At 69.4% G+C, this 15,523-nt stretch carries 20 protein-coding genes; 13 read left to right on the top strand and 7 right to left on the bottom strand.

Annotated features, from left to right (window positions below; genetic code table 11):
• The first annotated feature begins 5 nt into the window (after window positions 1–5).
• Genes FVO59_RS11780 through FVO59_RS11770 form a run of 3 tightly spaced genes read left to right on the top strand, consistent with a single transcriptional unit; the run spans window position 6 to window position 2,091 of the window.
• On the top strand, window positions 6–746 hold the full coding sequence (locus FVO59_RS11780; protein WP_182252802.1) for a PspA/IM30 family protein: 741 nt from the start codon (window positions 6–8) through the stop codon (window positions 744–746).
• Between the two features lie 59 nt (window positions 747–805).
• Window positions 806–1,612, top strand: a complete 807-nt coding sequence (locus FVO59_RS11775; RefSeq protein ID WP_182252801.1) for an arginase family protein — start codon at window positions 806–808, stop codon at window positions 1,610–1,612.
• The gene (locus FVO59_RS11770; protein ID WP_182252800.1) at window positions 1,609–2,091 is read left to right on the top strand and encodes a Fe-S oxidoreductase; all 483 of its coding nucleotides are present in this window, start codon (window positions 1,609–1,611) and stop codon (window positions 2,089–2,091) included. Before FVO59_RS11775 ends, FVO59_RS11770 begins: the two co-directional genes overlap by 4 nt.
• Here the strand turns inward: FVO59_RS11770 and FVO59_RS11765 are convergent.
• From FVO59_RS11765 to FVO59_RS11755, 3 genes are all read right to left on the bottom strand, one after another.
• Entirely contained in the window at window positions 2,070–2,531 is a 462-nt protein-coding gene (locus FVO59_RS11765; protein WP_182252799.1) for an SIP domain-containing protein, read from the bottom strand. The two genes, FVO59_RS11770 and FVO59_RS11765, sit on opposite strands and share 22 nt — an antisense overlap.
• A gap of 145 nt (window positions 2,532–2,676) precedes the next feature.
• Entirely contained in the window at window positions 2,677–3,201 is a 525-nt protein-coding gene (locus tag FVO59_RS11760) for a polysaccharide lyase beta-sandwich domain-containing protein (RefSeq protein ID WP_182252798.1), read from the bottom strand.
• A 34-nt stretch (window positions 3,202–3,235) separates the two neighbouring features.
• Entirely contained in the window at window positions 3,236–3,940 is a 705-nt protein-coding gene (locus FVO59_RS11755) for a tyrosine-protein phosphatase (RefSeq protein ID WP_182252797.1), read from the bottom strand.
• A 187-nt stretch (window positions 3,941–4,127) separates the two neighbouring features.
• On the opposite strand from FVO59_RS11755, the gene FVO59_RS11750 reads away from it, so the two are divergent.
• The 9 genes from FVO59_RS11750 to FVO59_RS11710 are packed head-to-tail and all read left to right on the top strand — an operon-like array spanning window position 4,128 to window position 11,215.
• On the top strand, window positions 4,128–5,039 hold the full coding sequence (locus FVO59_RS11750) for an alpha/beta fold hydrolase (protein ID WP_182252796.1): 912 nt from the start codon (window positions 4,128–4,130) through the stop codon (window positions 5,037–5,039).
• 33 nt (window positions 5,040–5,072) lie between these two features.
• The gene (locus tag FVO59_RS11745) at window positions 5,073–6,599 is read left to right on the top strand and encodes an ABC transporter substrate-binding protein (protein WP_259363205.1); all 1,527 of its coding nucleotides are present in this window, start codon (window positions 5,073–5,075) and stop codon (window positions 6,597–6,599) included.
• Complete coding sequence (locus FVO59_RS11740; protein ID WP_182252795.1) at window positions 6,596–7,549, top strand: ABC transporter permease; 954 nt, start codon at window positions 6,596–6,598, stop codon at window positions 7,547–7,549. The genes FVO59_RS11745 and FVO59_RS11740 overlap by 4 nt, the downstream gene beginning before the upstream one ends.
• The gene (locus FVO59_RS11735; RefSeq protein WP_182252794.1) at window positions 7,549–8,415 is read left to right on the top strand and encodes an ABC transporter permease; all 867 of its coding nucleotides are present in this window, start codon (window positions 7,549–7,551) and stop codon (window positions 8,413–8,415) included. The genes FVO59_RS11740 and FVO59_RS11735 overlap by 1 nt, the downstream gene beginning before the upstream one ends.
• Window positions 8,412–9,215, top strand: coding sequence for an ATP-binding cassette domain-containing protein (locus FVO59_RS11730; RefSeq protein WP_182252793.1), 804 nt, complete (start codon window positions 8,412–8,414; stop codon window positions 9,213–9,215). The genes FVO59_RS11735 and FVO59_RS11730 overlap by 4 nt, the downstream gene beginning before the upstream one ends.
• Window positions 9,212–10,036, top strand: coding sequence for an ABC transporter ATP-binding protein (locus FVO59_RS11725; RefSeq protein WP_182252792.1), 825 nt, complete (start codon window positions 9,212–9,214; stop codon window positions 10,034–10,036). The genes FVO59_RS11730 and FVO59_RS11725 overlap by 4 nt, the downstream gene beginning before the upstream one ends.
• A gap of 45 nt (window positions 10,037–10,081) precedes the next feature.
• A complete protein-coding gene (locus FVO59_RS11720; protein ID WP_220465669.1) occupies window positions 10,082–10,501 on the top strand; it encodes a cytosine permease in 420 nt (139 codons plus the stop codon).
• Window positions 10,444–10,773, top strand: coding sequence for a cytosine permease (locus tag FVO59_RS11715; RefSeq protein WP_182252791.1), 330 nt, complete (start codon window positions 10,444–10,446; stop codon window positions 10,771–10,773). Before FVO59_RS11720 ends, FVO59_RS11715 begins: the two co-directional genes overlap by 58 nt.
• Window positions 10,763–11,215, top strand: coding sequence for a nucleoside deaminase (locus tag FVO59_RS11710; protein WP_182252790.1), 453 nt, complete (start codon window positions 10,763–10,765; stop codon window positions 11,213–11,215). The genes FVO59_RS11715 and FVO59_RS11710 overlap by 11 nt, the downstream gene beginning before the upstream one ends.
• Before the next feature lie 58 nt (window positions 11,216–11,273).
• On the opposite strand, the gene FVO59_RS11705 is transcribed toward FVO59_RS11710, so the two are convergent.
• Genes FVO59_RS11705 through FVO59_RS11690 form a run of 4 tightly spaced genes read right to left on the bottom strand, consistent with a single transcriptional unit; the run spans window position 11,274 to window position 13,961 of the window.
• Window positions 11,274–11,987 (bottom strand): hypothetical protein, encoded by a 714-nt coding sequence (locus FVO59_RS11705; RefSeq protein WP_182252789.1) that lies wholly within the window; start codon window positions 11,985–11,987, stop codon window positions 11,274–11,276.
• A complete protein-coding gene (locus tag FVO59_RS11700; protein ID WP_220465668.1) occupies window positions 11,984–12,484 on the bottom strand; it encodes a GNAT family N-acetyltransferase in 501 nt (166 codons plus the stop codon). The genes FVO59_RS11705 and FVO59_RS11700 overlap by 4 nt, the downstream gene beginning before the upstream one ends.
• The gene (locus FVO59_RS11695; protein ID WP_182252788.1) at window positions 12,481–13,179 is read right to left on the bottom strand and encodes a uracil-DNA glycosylase; all 699 of its coding nucleotides are present in this window, start codon (window positions 13,177–13,179) and stop codon (window positions 12,481–12,483) included. Before FVO59_RS11695 ends, FVO59_RS11700 begins: the two co-directional genes overlap by 4 nt.
• Window positions 13,179–13,961 carry an SDR family oxidoreductase gene (locus FVO59_RS11690; RefSeq protein WP_182252787.1) on the bottom strand — a complete coding sequence of 261 codons (783 nt, stop codon included), beginning with the start codon at window positions 13,959–13,961 and terminating at the stop codon, window positions 13,179–13,181. The genes FVO59_RS11695 and FVO59_RS11690 overlap by 1 nt, the downstream gene beginning before the upstream one ends.
• 152 nt (window positions 13,962–14,113) lie before the next feature.
• Here FVO59_RS11690 and FVO59_RS11685 point away from each other — a divergent pair, with 152 nt between their 5' ends.
• Window positions 14,114–15,436, top strand: coding sequence for a bifunctional o-acetylhomoserine/o-acetylserine sulfhydrylase (locus FVO59_RS11685; protein ID WP_182252786.1), 1,323 nt, complete (start codon window positions 14,114–14,116; stop codon window positions 15,434–15,436).
• Window positions 15,437–15,523: the final 87 nt, after the last annotated feature.

The following is a 15,523-nucleotide window of genomic DNA, read 5'->3' as shown; positions in this document are numbered from 1 at the left end:
CGACTATGGCCAAGGAATCAATCTTCGGACGCATCTCGACCCTCGTCCGAGCGAACATCAACTCCCTCCTCGACCAGGCCGAGGACCCGCAGAAGATGATCGACCAGCTCGTGCGCGACTACACGAACAACATCGCCGACGCCGAGTCGGCCATTGCCGAGACGATCGGCAACCTGCGCCTTCTCGAGCGCGACCACGAAGAGGACGTGCGTGCCGCTCGCGAGTGGGGCAACAAGGCCCTCGCCGCCAGCCGCAAGGCTGATGAGCTGCGCACTGCCGGCAACACCACCGATGCCGACAAGTTCGACAGCCTCGCCAAGATCGCCCTGCAGCGCCAGATCGGCGAGGAGCGAGAGGCACAGGCGGCCGAGCCGCAGATCGCCGCCCAGACCGAGATCGTCGAGAAGCTCAAGAGCGGCTTGAACGGCATGAAGGAGAAGCTCGGCCAGCTCAAGACGAAGCGCAGCGAGCTGCTCGCCCGAGCCAAGGTCGCCGAGGCGCAGACCAAGGTGCAGGACGCCATCGGCTCGATCAACGTGCTCGACCCGACCAGCGAGCTGGGCCGCTTCGAAGACAAGATCCGCCGCCAGGAGGCGCTCGCCCAGGGCAAGGCCGAGATCGCGGCCTCGTCGCTCGACGCGCAGTTCGAGAGCCTCGAGGACCTCGGAGAGCTGACCGAGGTCGAGGCGCGTCTCGCAGAGCTGAAGTCCGGCGGCACCTCGCGTGCCGCCATCGAAGCAGAGTGAACCACGGGGTGGGTGCCGCAGCCCGGCACCCACCACGCCTTCTCCCCTCGGAGAGCAAGATGACCCGTTTCCTGATCGTCCCGCAGTGGCAGGGGTCGCCGTCGGCCCGTGCCATGCTGCTCACCGACGGCGCGGCCGCGATCGCGGGCGACCTGCCCCGTCGCGACACGACCGTGCTCGACGTGCCCCTGGAGGCAGGAGACTCTCTCGGCACGGGCATCCGTCGGCTCAGCGCCCTGCAGCGCACGCGCGACATGGTCGCAGACCAGCTGGCAGGGCACACCGACCCTGTCGTGGTCATAGGCGGCGACTGCAGCGTGAGCGTCTTCGCGCTCTCCGCCCTCGACACCTCCGACGTCGCGGTGCTGTGGTGCGACGCGCATCCCGACCTCAACGAGCCGTCCACCTCGCCCTCGGGCGCCTTCGCGGGCATGGCCCTGCGCGCGGTCATGGGCGAGGGCGAGCCGCAGCTGGCGCTCTCGCCGGGAATCCCCGCCGAACGGGTCGTCCTTCTCGGCGCACGCAGCATCGACGACAGCGAACGGGACGCGCTGAGCGAACTGACGCTGCTGTCGCGTGATGCACTGGACGACGTCGACTCCGTCGCAGCCGCCGTACGGGCGACCGGAGCCGGCCGCGTCTGGGTGCACATCGACGTCGATGTGCTCGATCCCGCCGAGTTCGAGGGCGTCTCCCAGGCCGCCCCCTTCGGCGTGACCGCGAGCGGCCTCGCCGCCGCGCTCAGACGCCTCCGCGAGGAGGTGCCCCTGGCCGGCGCGACCATCGCCGGATTCGCGCCACGCAGCCCTGCGGACGCGGTGCTCGATCTCGGAGCCATCCTTCGGCTGATCGGCGCTGTGGCGTGACGGGCGACTGGCGCGCCGACGCCGAGCGCGCCCTCGAGCGAGGGCGCAGAATCGACCGCTTCATTCCAGCACTGCTGCTCGACTCGCCGATCAGCCGCGTCGGCTTCGCATGGGGCACGGCCGTCGGCTGGGCGTGGGGATCGCTGTGGAGCACCGGCGCTGTGCAGCGCAGACACGGTCTGTGGGTGTTCCGCGGCCTCCCCGCATGGTCATTCGCTCGTGGCGGCGTCTGCGTCGGCGGATGCTTCCTCACCGGAGACCGCGATCCGTCGGATGCGGTCCTCAGGCACGAGGCTGTGCACAAGCGCCAATGGCAGCGATACGGCTTCCTGATGCCCGTCCTGTATCTGCTCGCCGGACGGAATCCCCTTCGCAACCGGTTCGAGATCGAAGCCGGCCTCGAAGACGGCGGCTACGTGGCACGGGCATCGCGAGCCCTTCGGCCCGCGGCGGACGATCAGTCGAGCGACAGTCCGTAGTGCGACGGCGCGTGGATCGCCGCCGCAGGCACGGCGTGCGCGTCAGTGAGGTGCTCGGCGATGTCGGCGGTGCTCAGCCATCCGCCCAGCAGGATGGCCTCTGTGCGCAGGCCCGCGCCGGAGTCGTCGCAGAGCATCTCGTCCGACCAGGCGATCGCGGCTCTGGTGAGCGCCTCGCCGGTCGCGCGCGGTGCGGAGTGCCGGCGGGCACGGGGAAGCCAGGTGACGGTCATCCGCGGCGGTGCCGCGACGATCCCCACATCGGAGGCCTCAGGGACCTCGATGAAGACACGGCCGACGGCGCACAGCGGCAGCGTGGCGAGCGCGAGCTCGAGGTCGGCGAGCGAGTGCTCGTCGGCCGTGATGAGGTGCTGCACCTGCGGTCGCCGAGAAGCCCGGCGTGCGGCGCGGCTTCCTGCGAACGTCTGAACGGTGCTCATGATGATGCCACTCTATCACCGATGTAGGGTTGCCTAACCTCATCGACGCAAACGATGGGCTGCTGGCGGCTGCGCGCTGCGGCTACGGTGGGCTGACGCTGTCGGACGGGAAACGCCGGTGCCGGATGCCTCCCACCGGCGTTTCTCATCTGCCGCGCAGCCGTACAGATGGAAAACACCGGTTCACGGGGGTGCGCACCGGCGTTTCCCATCCGGCCCGGGCATCCGCGGTCGGCCGGGTATGGTCCGGGCATCCGGGGGGGGAAGGGAGAGTGATCCGGCGCTGCCCGAGCACGATCCGCTTCGGGTGACCGTGGCCGTCGAGCTCGAACTCGAGGGTGAGGGGTGACGTCGAGAAGACACGCACGCCGGCATCCGCTTCGACCACCGTGGTTCCGTCCGCCGAGGGCAGCGTCACTCGCGCGACCGTCTGCGTTCGGCTCGGGCCCGACAGCGCGACGGTGGTGCGTCCGTCCGCAGTGCGCACGGCGAGCGAGCACGACCCGCTCGCCTCGAAGCCGCCGGCGGATCCCGCGGCGAAGAAGTTCGCCAGCGTGAGCCCCGAACCGGCCTCGCTGATCATCTGCGCGCTCGGGTTGTTCGCCACCACCGACACCGTCGGCGAATCGGACTCGTCGAACGTCGTCGAGTGGCCCATGTTCGGCAGCACGACGTACGCGTAGTCGCCGCCCGACGGGTCGAACTCAATCCAGCAGCGCGGCCGACAGCGCGTCGAGTTCGGCCTGGCTCATGCCCGCCTGGCGCAGGTACGCAGCAATCGAGCCGTATCTCGCGTCGATGTCCGCGAGCAGCGCGGCCATCACGGGGGCCGGCGAGGCGGTGGCCAGTTCCACGGCGTTCGTGGCGTCCGGCAGGTGAGCGCGCAGGTACTGCACGATCGCGCGGTTGCGCTCGGGCGGCAGCTGCGACGCGGTGAGCGCGTAGTCGGAGACCACCGCGTCACGATCGGCGCCCACGGCGCTGAGCGCCAGGGCGACAGTGACACCCGTGCGGTCCTTCCCCACCGTGCAGTGGACGAGCGTCGGCTCCCCGGCGGCGATCACCCGCACAGCGTCGACGAGGCGAGGCGCCGATTCGTCGATCAGGTGGCGGTACATCGCGGCCAGGTCCATGTTCTGCGCGAAGAACGATCCGACGGATCCGAGGAACAGCGGAATGCGCGTCGTCGGCACGCCCGTCAGCGCCGAAGGCTCGCGCTCGACCTCGATGTCATCCCGCAGATCGACCACGTGCCGCACCCTGCCCGAGAGGATCGCGCCGCCTTCTGCGGTGAGCTGCGCGAGATGACCGGAGCGGAACAGCACGCCGGCGCGCACGCGCGAGGAACCTGCGGCCATGCCGCCGACGTCGCGGATGTTGGCGACGCCGCCGACGGCGAGCACCGTCATGCGCATCCTCGAATCAGAAGCTGTCCCATGCATCCAGCCTACGGGGGCGACCTGCGCGGCACGCGAATCGGGGAAATGCAGAGAGCCAAGCTGCGGGCAGAATCTTTACGCATTGTGAAGCGTGTTACGCAATTGTGTAAAGCAGATTGATCTCGCATTTCCTGAGCCGTCATCGCAAGAGCAGAATATGGCCGTGGTCAACGACTCCAGCGAATTCCGCTACCTGCGTTCCCAGGCGCACCAGCTCGGCACCGATGTGCCGCCCGCCGAGCGTATCGCGCTCGCCCTGCCGGACGGGCGTACCCTGAGCGCCCTGCGCTTCGGCGACGGCGATCCCGAGGTCACGCTGCTTCACGGCGCCGGGCTCAATGCTCACACCTGGGACGCGGTGGTGCTGCTGCTCGACCGTCCCGTGATCGCGATCGACCTCGCGGGGCACGGAGACTCCTCATGGCGCGAAGACCTCGACTACTCCCCCGCCGTGCTCGCCGACGACGTCGCCGAGGCCCTCCGAGCGTGGACGTCGCGGCCTCAGGTGCTCATGGGACACTCCCTCGGCGGCCTGACCGCGTCGATCGTCGCCTCCTGGCATCCCGAGCTGGTCCACGAGCTGGTGCTCGTCGACATCGTCCCCGGAGTCGACACCGACGCGGCGCCCGCCGTGCTGCGCGAGTTCTACACCGTGACCGACTTCTCCTCACGAGACGAGGCCGTCGATCGCGCGCAGCAGTTCGGCTTCGGCGGCAGTCGCTCCGACACCGAACGCGGAGTGTTCTTCAACACACGCGTGCGCGCGGACGGCCGCGTCGAGTGGAAGCACCACTTCGCCCGGATCATCGGATCGGCCTTCGACTCGTTGAAGGCCGCCCATGCGGCATCCGGTGGCGCGCCCTGGGCGCAGCTCGCCGGCGTCGCGGCTCCCGTCACCCTCGTGCGCGGCGAGCGGGGCTTCCTGCAGGATGCCGACGTCGCGACCTTCGCCGAGCACCTGCCCACCGCCAGGATCGTCACCGTCGCCGCTGGTCACAACGTCCAGGAGACAGCACCCGCCTCGCTCGCCGAGATCGCATCCGGCGCCCTGACCCGCGTGACGCGCTGAGCGCGCTCCACGCTTCCATCGAGAGGACAGCCCTTGTCTGCATCACCCGCCCGACGCTCCATCGGATTCGCCGCGCTCGGCCTCCTCGCCGTCGGCGCCGTCGCACTGAGCGCATGCACTCCTGCTCCGGAGCAGGAGCCGACCGCCTCGGCCGCGCCCGATCCCGACGCGACCCTCACCGTCGGCCTCGTGCTGGAGCCGACGAACCTCGACATCCGCCACACCAGCGGTGCAGCACTCGAGCAGATCCTCGTCGACAACATCTACGAGGGACTGGTCACCCGCACCGAGGACAACGGCATCGAGGAGCGCCTCGCGACGCAGTACGAGATCTCCGACGACGGGCTGACCTACGAGTTCACCCTCAACGAGGGCGTCACATTCCACGACGGCACCGCGCTCACCTCCGCCGATGTCGTGGCCTCCTACGAAGCGGTCAAGGCCGACGCCAGCATTCAGGGCAACGCCGACTTCGCCGATGTCGCATCGATCACGGCACCCGACGCCCAGACCGTCACCATCGCACTCACCAAGCCCGACCAGAACTTCCTGTTCACGCTCACCGGTCCCGCAGGGCTGGTGTTCAAGAACGGCGACACGACCGACCTGAAGACCGCTGAGAACGGCACAGGTCCCTTCGTACTCGACCGCTGGGCCAAGGGCAGCTCCATCACCTTCGACCGATACGACGAGTACTGGGGGGATGCCGCCACGATCGGCGAGGTCGTCTTCCAGTACATCCCCGACTTCACCGCTGGAGTGAACGCGGCGCTCGACGGCACGCTGGACGTGCTGACCGCTGTCGACCCGAACCTCGTCTCACAGCTCGAGGACACCGGCGATTTCACGATCACGACCGGTCGCACCACCGACAAGGCCACCCTGGCGTTCAACGGGAGCAAGGCTCCGCTCGATGACGTCAGGGTGCGCGAGGCGCTCCGCCTGGCCGTCGACCACGAAGCCCTCGTCGAGGCGATCGGCGCAGGTCAGACGCTGTACGGCCCCATCCCCGAGCTCGACCCCGGATACGAGGACCTCAGCGACGTCGCCCCCTACGATCCGACCAAGGCGAAGGAGCTGCTGAAGGAGGCCGGTCATGAGAAGCTCGATCTGACGCTCACGATCCCCTCGTTCTACGGCACCACTGCCGCTCAGGTCCTGGTCTCCGACTATGCCAAGGTCGGCGTCTCCCTGGAGGTCAAGCGGGTCGAGTTCCCGGCCTGGCTCGAGGACGTCTACACCAACCACGACTACGACCTGAGCTTCGTGCTGCACGTCGAGCCGCGCGATTTCGCGAACTTCGCGAACCCCGACTACTACTTCGGCTATGACAACCCCGAAGTGCAGGACCTCTACGAGAAGTCGCAGACCGAGATCGATCCCGACAAGTCCGCCGAGCTGCTGAAGAAGGCCGCACGCATCGTGTCGGAGGACCACGCGGCGGACTGGCTGTACAACGGCGCGACCCTCACCGCGCACACGGCGGCCGTCTCGGGCTTCCCGACCGACTCGATCAACTCGCGCATCGACCTCGCGGGTGTGACGAAGTCCGCGGAGTGATCCGCTACGCGCTCACACGAGGGGCCCTGCTCATCGCGGGGCTCCTCGTCTCGAGCGTGATCATCTTCCTCACTCTGCGGGTCTTCCCCGGAGACGTCGCGCAGCTGATCGCAGGCACGCAGGCCGACCGGCAGACCGTCGAAGCCCTGCGCGAGTCCCTCGGCCTCGACAAGCCCCTGCTCGCGCAGTACACCGACTGGATCGGTGGGGTCATGCGCGGCGATCTGGGCACCTCCCAGCTCAGCGGAGCATCGGTGGGCGCCGAACTGGTCGAGAAGTCGCGGGTGACCGTTCCCCTGGGGCTGATGGCCCTGACGATCGCCCTGCTGATCGCGGTGCCGTTCGGGGTGCTTTCGGCGCTCCTGCGCGGCCGCGGCGGGGGCACGGCGCTGAGCATCGCCGCGCAGACCCTCGCCGCCGTGCCCGTGATCTGGGCCGGGATGATGCTGGTCGTGGTCTTCGCCCACTGGCTGGGCTGGCTCCCCGCGCAGGGTTTCCCCCGCTCAGGGTGGGCGACGCCTGGCAGGGCGTTCGAGTCGCTGCTGCTTCCCGCGCTCACGATCGGCATCGTCGAAGGAGCCATGCTCATGCGGTTCGTGCGCAGCGCGACCCTCCAGGCCGCGGGGCAGGACTTCGTCCGCACCGCCGCCGCGAAGGGCCTCACCCGCCGCCAGGCACTCATCCGCCATGGCATCCCCGCCGTCGGTCTTTCCATCGTCACCGTGCTCGGCGTGCAGGTCGCCGGCATCGTCGTCGGATCCGTCGTCATCGAACAGCTCTTCACGCTGCCCGGCATCGGCCGGATGCTCGTCGCCGACGTCGGCACCCGTGATCTCGTGAAAGTGCAGAGCGAGCTGCTCGTGCTCACCGGCTTCGTGCTGATCATCGGCTTCATCGTCGACCTCGTGCACCACGCCGTCGACCCCAGGCAGAGAGCGGAGGAAGGCTGATGCCCCGCTGGCTGCACGCGCTGCTGTCTTCGTGGACGGGCCGGTTCGCGGTGCTCGTCGTCGCGATCATCGCACTCACCGCCCTCGTCTCGCTGTTCTGGACCCCGTTCGATCCCATGCTCTCCGACGTGCGCGGACGCTGGGCGGCCCCCGGGTGGCCGCATCTGCTCGGCACGGACGGCACCGGCCGCGACATCCTGAGCCTGCTCATGGCGGGGGCGCGCACGACGACCTTCGTCGCCGTGGGCGCAGGCGTCGTCGCCACGCTGGTCGGCATCTCACTCGCAGCACTCGGAGCCCTCACCGCCCGCTGGGTGCGTGAGAGCATCGCGGTCCTCGTCGACATCCTGATCGCCTTCCCCGTGCTCATGATCGCCATGATGATCTCGGCGGTGTGGGGCGGTTCGCTCTGGGTGGTCGTGTTCGCGGTCGGCATCGGCTTCGGCGTGAGCATCGCCCGCGTCACGCGGCCCGAGCTGCGAAGGGTTCAGCAGAGCGACTTCGTGCTCGCCGGTCGCGCAGCCGGACTCACCGCAGGGCAGAACCTGGTGCGGCACCTGCTGCCGAACATCGCGCCGGTGTTCATCGTGCAGCTGTCGTGGTCGATGGCGGTCGCCGTGCTGGCCGAGGCCGGTCTGTCGTATCTCGGCTTCGGGGCATCCCTCACCGAAGCGTCCTGGGGGACGCTGCTCGCCGATCTGCAGCGCTACATCGGCGTGCATCCGCTCACCGTCGTCTGGCCGGGCATCGCGATCACGGTCACCGTGCTCGGCCTCAACCTGCTCGGCGACGCGCTGCGCGAGGCGAGCGACCCCACTCTCTCCCGCCGTTCCGCGCAGGTGCACGTGCCGGAGGTGGTCGCATGAGTCTCGAAGTCGAGTCGCTCGTCGTCGAGCTCGACGGCGCACGCGTCGTGGACGGCGTGTCCTTCGCGGTCGAGGACGGCCAGCGCCTCGGGCTGATCGGCGAATCCGGGTCGGGCAAGTCGATGACGGCCCTGGCCATACTCGGACTGCTGCCCGATGGCGCTCAGGTCACCGGCAGCATCCGGTGGAACGGCACCGAGCTGGTCGGATTGCCCGACCGGGAACTCGCGCGTCTTCGCGGCGACGAGATCGGCATGGTGTTCCAGGAGCCGCGCACCGCGCTGAACCCGATACGCACGGTCGGCAGGCAGATCGGCGAGTCGGTGCGCATCCACGAGCGGCTCGGGCGGCGCGAGGCGCGCGAGCGCGCGATCGCAGAGGCCGCCCGCGTCCAGCTGCCGGATCCGGCGTCGATCGTCGACCGCTATCCCCACCAGCTCTCCGGCGGACAGCGTCAGCGGGTCGCGATCGCGATGGCCCTGGCCTGCCGACCGCGGCTGCTGATCGCCGACGAGCCGACCACGGCGCTCGACGTGACCATCCAGGCAGAGGTGCTGAAGCTGCTTCTCGGCCTGGTCACCGACGAGGGCATGTCGCTCGTCTTCATCACCCACGACCTCGCCGTGCTGTCGCAGGTGGCCACGCACGGGGTCGTGCTCGAGCACGGTCGCGTCGTCGAGCAGGCGCCGGTCGCGACGCTGCTCAGCGCCCCGGCCTCGCCGGTCACACAGGCGCTGCTGCGCGACGCCACGGCGACGCTGTGGAGAGCGGACGGCGACGACGACGGGAGCGGAGCATGACAGTCTCCGATGGCACCGGCACCGGCACCGGCACCGGCCTCATCGTCGCCGAGGGCCTCAGCCGCAGCTTCCCCGTTCGGCGGCGCACGATCTTCGAGCGCCGCCGCACGAGCACGGCGCTGCACCCGACCGACCTCGCCGTCCCGGAGGGCGGATCACTGGGCCTGATCGGAGAATCGGGATCGGGCAAGTCCACGCTCGTGCGGCTGCTGCTCGGTCTCGACCGCCCGACGAGCGGGCGTGTGAGCGTGGGCGGGCGAGAGGTGGATGCCACGGCGAGCGCACGGTCGCTGCACTGGCTGCGCCGCCAGACCGGGCTGGTGTTCCAGGACCCCTACGCATCGCTCGACCCGCGGATGAGCGCGGGCCGGATCATCGCCGAGCCGCTGTGGGCCCTCGACATCCCCGGAGATCACAGGGCGCGGGTGCGGGAGGTGCTCGAGCAGGTCGGGCTCGACGCCGGCATGGCCGACCGGCATCCGCACGAATTCTCCGGTGGTCAGCGCCAGCGCATCGCGCTGGCGCGTGCCATCGTGCACCGCCCGCGCATCCTCGTCGGCGACGAGCCGATGTCGGCGCTGGACGTCACAGTGCGGGCGCAGATCCTCGCCCTGCTCACCCGGTTGCAGGCCGAGGAGGGGCTGACGATGATCACCGTCTCGCACGACATCGGGCTCGTGCAGCACCTCAGCGACACGGTCGCCGTGATGAAGGACGGGCGCATCGTCGAGCACGGCGCGACCGCCGCTGTGCTGCAGCATCCGGCGCACGAGTACACGAGACGACTTCTCGCCGCAGTGCCAGTCATTCCCGCATCCTGAAACAGGTCTCGCGCGGTATACCATTTGCCGCTACGGTATACCAGAATGTCCTTCCTCGACGCCGACGACGGCTCGAGCCCGACTCGCGCCACGCTGACGTGGCGCGGAAATCGAGACACCATGTCCGAGATCCGTGAGCACACTCAGCCTCCTGATGCGGGTGCTACGCGCTTCGAACCCAGCCCCACACTGACCGACCCCGACATCAGTCCCGTCACTCAGCAGTCCTGGGGCGTGTACAACCTGTTCGCGATGTGGATGTCGAACGTCCACTCGGTCGCCGGGTACGTGTTCGCCGCCGGCCTGTTCACCCTGGGGCTCGCCGGCTGGCAGGTCTTCACCGCCCTGCTCGTCGGCATCACCCTGATCTACTTCTTCACCAACCTCGCAGGCCGCGGCGGCCAGAAGTGCAGTACACGCTCGGCACCTTCTCGGCGTTCATCGGCCCGATCTTCGGCATCGTGATCTGCGAGTACTTCTTCGTGCGTCGCCAGCACATCGACATGGACCACCTCTACACCGCCGACCCGCGCGGCAAGTACTGGTACCGGCGCGGATTCAATCCCCGCGCGATCGCAGCTCTGCTGCTGGCGGGCGGTCTCGCGACGATCATCGCGCAGGTGCCCGCGCTGGGCGCGCTCGCCCCGTTCTCGTGGTTCTTCGGCTGCGCGCTCGGCATCGCCTTCCACTGGATGCTGTCGAAGGACAGGTCGACGGCGGTGGCCCATGCTGCGTGAATGGACCGAGACCGGGCTCGCCGCGGCCCTGCGTGAGGCGGAGGACGGCGTCGCCGAGGGAGGAATGCCCTTCGGGGCGGCGATCCTGCACGGCGGCGAGGTGATCGCCCTGGGACGCAACCGTCAGGTGCAGCGGGGTGACTTCCTCGCCCATGCCGAGACCGAGGCGATCCGCGACTGCATCGAACGCCACGGTCGCGTGCCGGAGGGCGCTGTGCTCGTGGCCACAGAGGGGCCGTGCGCGATGTGCGCCGGAGCCGCTCTGATCACGGGCGTGCGCTCGGCGATCGTCGGCGAGGTGCACCACTTCGCCGGCCACGTGTCGCAGCTGCGCACCGAGGGCGTGCACGTCGAGATCGTCGACGATCGAGCATGCATCGACCTGGTCACGCGCTTCCGCGCCGATCATGCCGACCTGTGGGCGCGATACTCCGCAGGCTGATCCTCATCGCATGGTCGAGGCGCCGCCCGCGCGCAGGGCGGCGCCTCGACGACATCTCTCAGTACCGGTCGATCTGCGCGGCGAGGTCAGACAGACCGACGGCGACGTCCACCAGCCCGAGCTCGGCGAGGGCGTCAGCCAGCAGGAGGGCCTCTCCTGCCAGCTCTCTGCGGATCCGTCCGCCCTCCGTGGTTCGCCGCCACGTCGAGGATCCGGCGAGTCCCGCCTGCAGCGCATCGAGATCGACGAGCAGCTCCCATGTCTCGGGATGCACGATCATCCAGCTGTCCTCGATCGGGGGCAGCCGACGGTCAGCGAGCAGTCCGTCCGCAGCGCGCGACAGCCGCGCGCGCACACGACGTGCACGCAGCGGAGAGAACCGGGCGAGCATCCGATCGAGCGGGGCGAACAGCAGCAGCTCGGCGCCGTCGACAGCGACGGCGAGGCGATGCCGGCCGGCGCGTCGGATCAGCCTGCTCCCCCCGTGCAGGTGCGCGAGCGCGATGTCGACCAGCGCGGCAAGATGCTCGCGCATCTCGCGGTCGGTCAGGTCGACGTCGATCACGTCGCGCGTGTAGTGCCCGTCGACGACCAGCGAGAACCAGGTCGAGCCCGTCGAGTGGACGATCGCCCAGGCCGTGGGATCGCTCGCGCTGAGCAGGCTCAGGAAGGCGGAGTCGCGTCGCAGCGTGACCGCCGACCGGATGCCGGGATCCGCCGGCGCCAGCTCCGCGAGCGCGTCGCGTACATCGCGCAGTGGATCCGCGGTCACAGCGCCTTCTGCAGGAAGTGCACCCCGAGCCGGTCGCCGAACTTCTCGCCCACCTCGAACAGGCGTCCGGCGTCCGCGAAGCCCGCCTTGCGGTGCAGCGCGATCGACGCCTCGGCACCACGATCCGCGATGACCGCGATGACCTGACGCAGACCGGCCTCCCTGCAGCTGTCGAGGAACACCGCGAGCAGCGCCCATCCCACTCCCCTGCCCGCAGCGGACGGCGCGAGGTAGATCGAGTTCTCGATCGTGAACCGATAGGCCGACTTCGCCGACCAGGGCTGCCCCAGGGCGTAGCCGAGCACCTCGCCCTCGCTCTCGGCGACGAGGAAGGGGATGCCGGCGGCAGCGATCCGGATCGCCTTGCCCTGCCAGTCCTCGACGCTCGACTCGATCTCATCGAAGGTCACCGTCGACGAGCGCACGTAGTGGTTGTAGATGTCGCGGATCGTGGGCAGGTCGGCGTCCGCTGCCGGACGCACCCGCAGTTCGCTCACGACTCCCCCGCCACGCGCCAGTCGACGCCGGCCGCGCCCATCGACTCGAGAAGCGCGTTCGCACGCGAGAACGGCCGCGACCCGAAGAACCCTCGGCTTGCCGACAGCGGCGACGGGTGCGCCGACTCGATGGTCGGCGTCTGCCCGAGCAGCGGCTTGAGCCCTGCGGCATCTCGCCCCCACAGCACGGCGACGAGAGGCCGATCTCGGGCGACGAGGGCGCGGATCGCCAGCTCGGTCACCTGCTCCCAGCCCCAGCCGCGGTGCGACGCCGGAGCGCCGGGGCGCACGGTGAGCACCCTGTTCAGCAGCAGCACGCCCTGATCGCTCCACGCGGTGAGATCGCCGTGCGGCGCCGGCGGGATGCCGAGGTCGCTGTGGCGCTCCTTGTAGATGTTGCTCAGACTGCGCGGCAGAGGTCGTACGTCACGCTCGACGGCGAAGGACAGGCCGATCGGGTGACCGGGCGTCGGATACGGGTCCTGCCCGGTGATCAGCACGCGGACGTCTGCGAGCGGGCGCTGGAAGGCGCGCAGCACGTTCGCCCCGGCAGGCAGGTACTCGCGCCCCGCGGCGTGCTCGGCGCGCAGCCGGTCTCCGAGCTCGCTGATCACCGGCTGCACCGGCTGCAGCGCCTCCGCCCACCCGGCGTCGATCAGACCCGCGTCGGCGAGCTCGGCGAGAGTCCGTCGCATCAGTCGTCCGTGCGCACGTGCAGCGGTCCTCTGGCCAGCAGGTGCTGCGCGGCCTGCGCCAGAGGTCGCATCGTGACCAGGTCGAGGTTCACCCGCCGTGGCGCGTTCAGCGCGTACGCGATGAGCTCGGCCACGTCGTCGGCGACGAGCGGCTCGGCGACGCCGGCGTACACCGACTCCGCCGCGACCGAGTCGCCGCCCAGGCGATTGAGCGCGAACTCCTCGGTGTGCACCATGCCCGGCGCGATCTCGACCACGCGGATCGGCTCGCCGTGCAGCTCCTGCCGCAGCACCTTGACGAGCATCGCCTCCGCCGCCTTCGCCGCGTTGTAGCCGGCCCCACCGGGGTACGGGTTCTGTGCGGCGGTCGAGGTGACGAACACCGTGTCGGAATGACCGTCGGCTGCCGCCGCCTTCCGCAGCAGCGGAAGCAGCCCCGCCACGAGGCGCTGGGTCGCGAGCACGTTCGCGTCGTACATCCACTGCCAGTCGTCGATAGATCCCTGCTCGACGCTGTCGGTGCCTCGCGCACCTCCGGCAACCTGGACCAGCGCGTGCACCGGTCCGGTCCTCTCGAGCTCGGCGACGAGTGCGTCGACGGCTTCGGGATCGGTGAGATCGCACGCGATCGCCGATGCCCCCGTCTCGGCGGCGAGCGCTGCCAGCCGCTTCTCGCGCCGCGCCACGCCGACGACCTCCCAGCCCTGCGTGCGCAGCACGCGCACCGTCGCCTCTCCGATACCCGAACTCGCTCCGGTCACCACGGCACGTCTGATCACCATGGCTCCACCGTAAACGCAACCGGCGGCGGATACGGTCATGAGACTGTGTTACGTAACATTTCCCGCCGGTTGTCGGACATGGCGCGGCTTCGTAATGTCACTGTCAGGCATCCAGCCGAACGACTCCACCACCCGACACCTGGGAGCACGTCATGACCGCAGCCGAGAACTGGCGCTTCGAGACCAAGCAGATCCACTCGGGCGCCGCGCCCGACCCGGTCACCAAGGCGCGCGCGACGCCGATCTACCAGACGACGTCGTACGTGTTCGACAACGCCGACCACGCCGCGAACCTGTTCGCGCTCGCAGAGTTCGGCAACATCTACACCCGCATCCAGAACCCCACCCAGGATGTGCTCGAGCAGCGCCTCGCCGCTCTCGAGGGCGGCACCGGAGCGCTCGTGCTCTCCAGCGGCCAGGCGGCCTCGACGTTCGCGATCCTCAACATCGCCGAGGCGGGCGACCACTTCGTGGCATCGAGCTCGATCTACGGCGGCACCTACAACCTCTTCAAGTACACCCTCGCCAAGCTCGGCGTCGAGGTGACGTTCGTGGAGAACCAGGACGACCCGGAGGAGTGGCGCGCAGCGGTGCGGCCGAACACCAAGCTCTTCTTCGCCGAGACCATCGGCAACCCGAAGATCAACGTGCTCGACATCCGCACGGTCGCCGACATCGCGCACGAGAACCGTCTGCCGCTGATCGTCGACAACACGATCGCCACGCCGTACCTGATCCGCCCGTTCGAGCACGGCGCCGACATCGTCATCCACTCGGTCACCAAGTTCCTCGGCGGTCACGGCACCACCATCGGCGGTGCGATCGTCGACGGCGGAACGTTCGCGTGGTCGCAGAACGTCGACAAGTTCCCCGGCCTCACCGAGCCCGACCCCTCGTACCACGGCGCCAGCTACACCGCTGCCGTCGGCGACGGGCTCGCGTACATCATCAAGGCCCGGGTTCAGCTGCTGCGCGACCTCGGCTCGGCCATCTCGCCGCAGAGCGCGTGGAACCTCATCCAGGGCATCGAGACGCTCTCGCTGCGCATCGAGCGCCACGTGCAGAACGCGCAGGAGATCGCGGAGTGGCTCGAGAACCACGACGACGTCGCGTCGGTGAACTACTCGGGTCTGCCCTCGTCGCCCTGGTACGCCAAGGCGAACGAGTACGCCCCCAAGGGCGTCGGCGCGGTGCTGTCGTTCGAGCTGAAGGGGGGCGTGGAGGCCGGTCGCGAGTTCGTGAACAGCCTCACCCTGTTCAGCCACCTCGCGAACATCGGCGATGTGCGCTCGCTCGTCATCCACCCCGCCTCGACGACCCACTCGCAGCTCACCCCCGAGCAGCAGCTCTCGAGCGGCGTGACGCCAGGGCTCGTGCGCCTGTCGGTCGGCATCGAGAACATCGAAGACCTCAAGGCCGACCTCGAGGGCGCACTGAGCGCCGCACGTCGCGTCGCAGAGGCCGCTCGCGCCTGATCGTCCTCCTCAGATGCTGATGCCCCGGATCGTTCGGTCCGGGGCATCAGCGCTTCCCGCCGCCATGCACCCACGGCACAGGGCCCG

The organism is Microbacterium esteraromaticum, assembly GCF_014084045.1.
Taxonomy (GTDB): Bacteria; Actinomycetota; Actinomycetes; order Actinomycetales; family Microbacteriaceae; genus Microbacterium; species Microbacterium esteraromaticum_D.
This window is presented reverse-complemented; position numbering and strand designations above follow the sequence as displayed.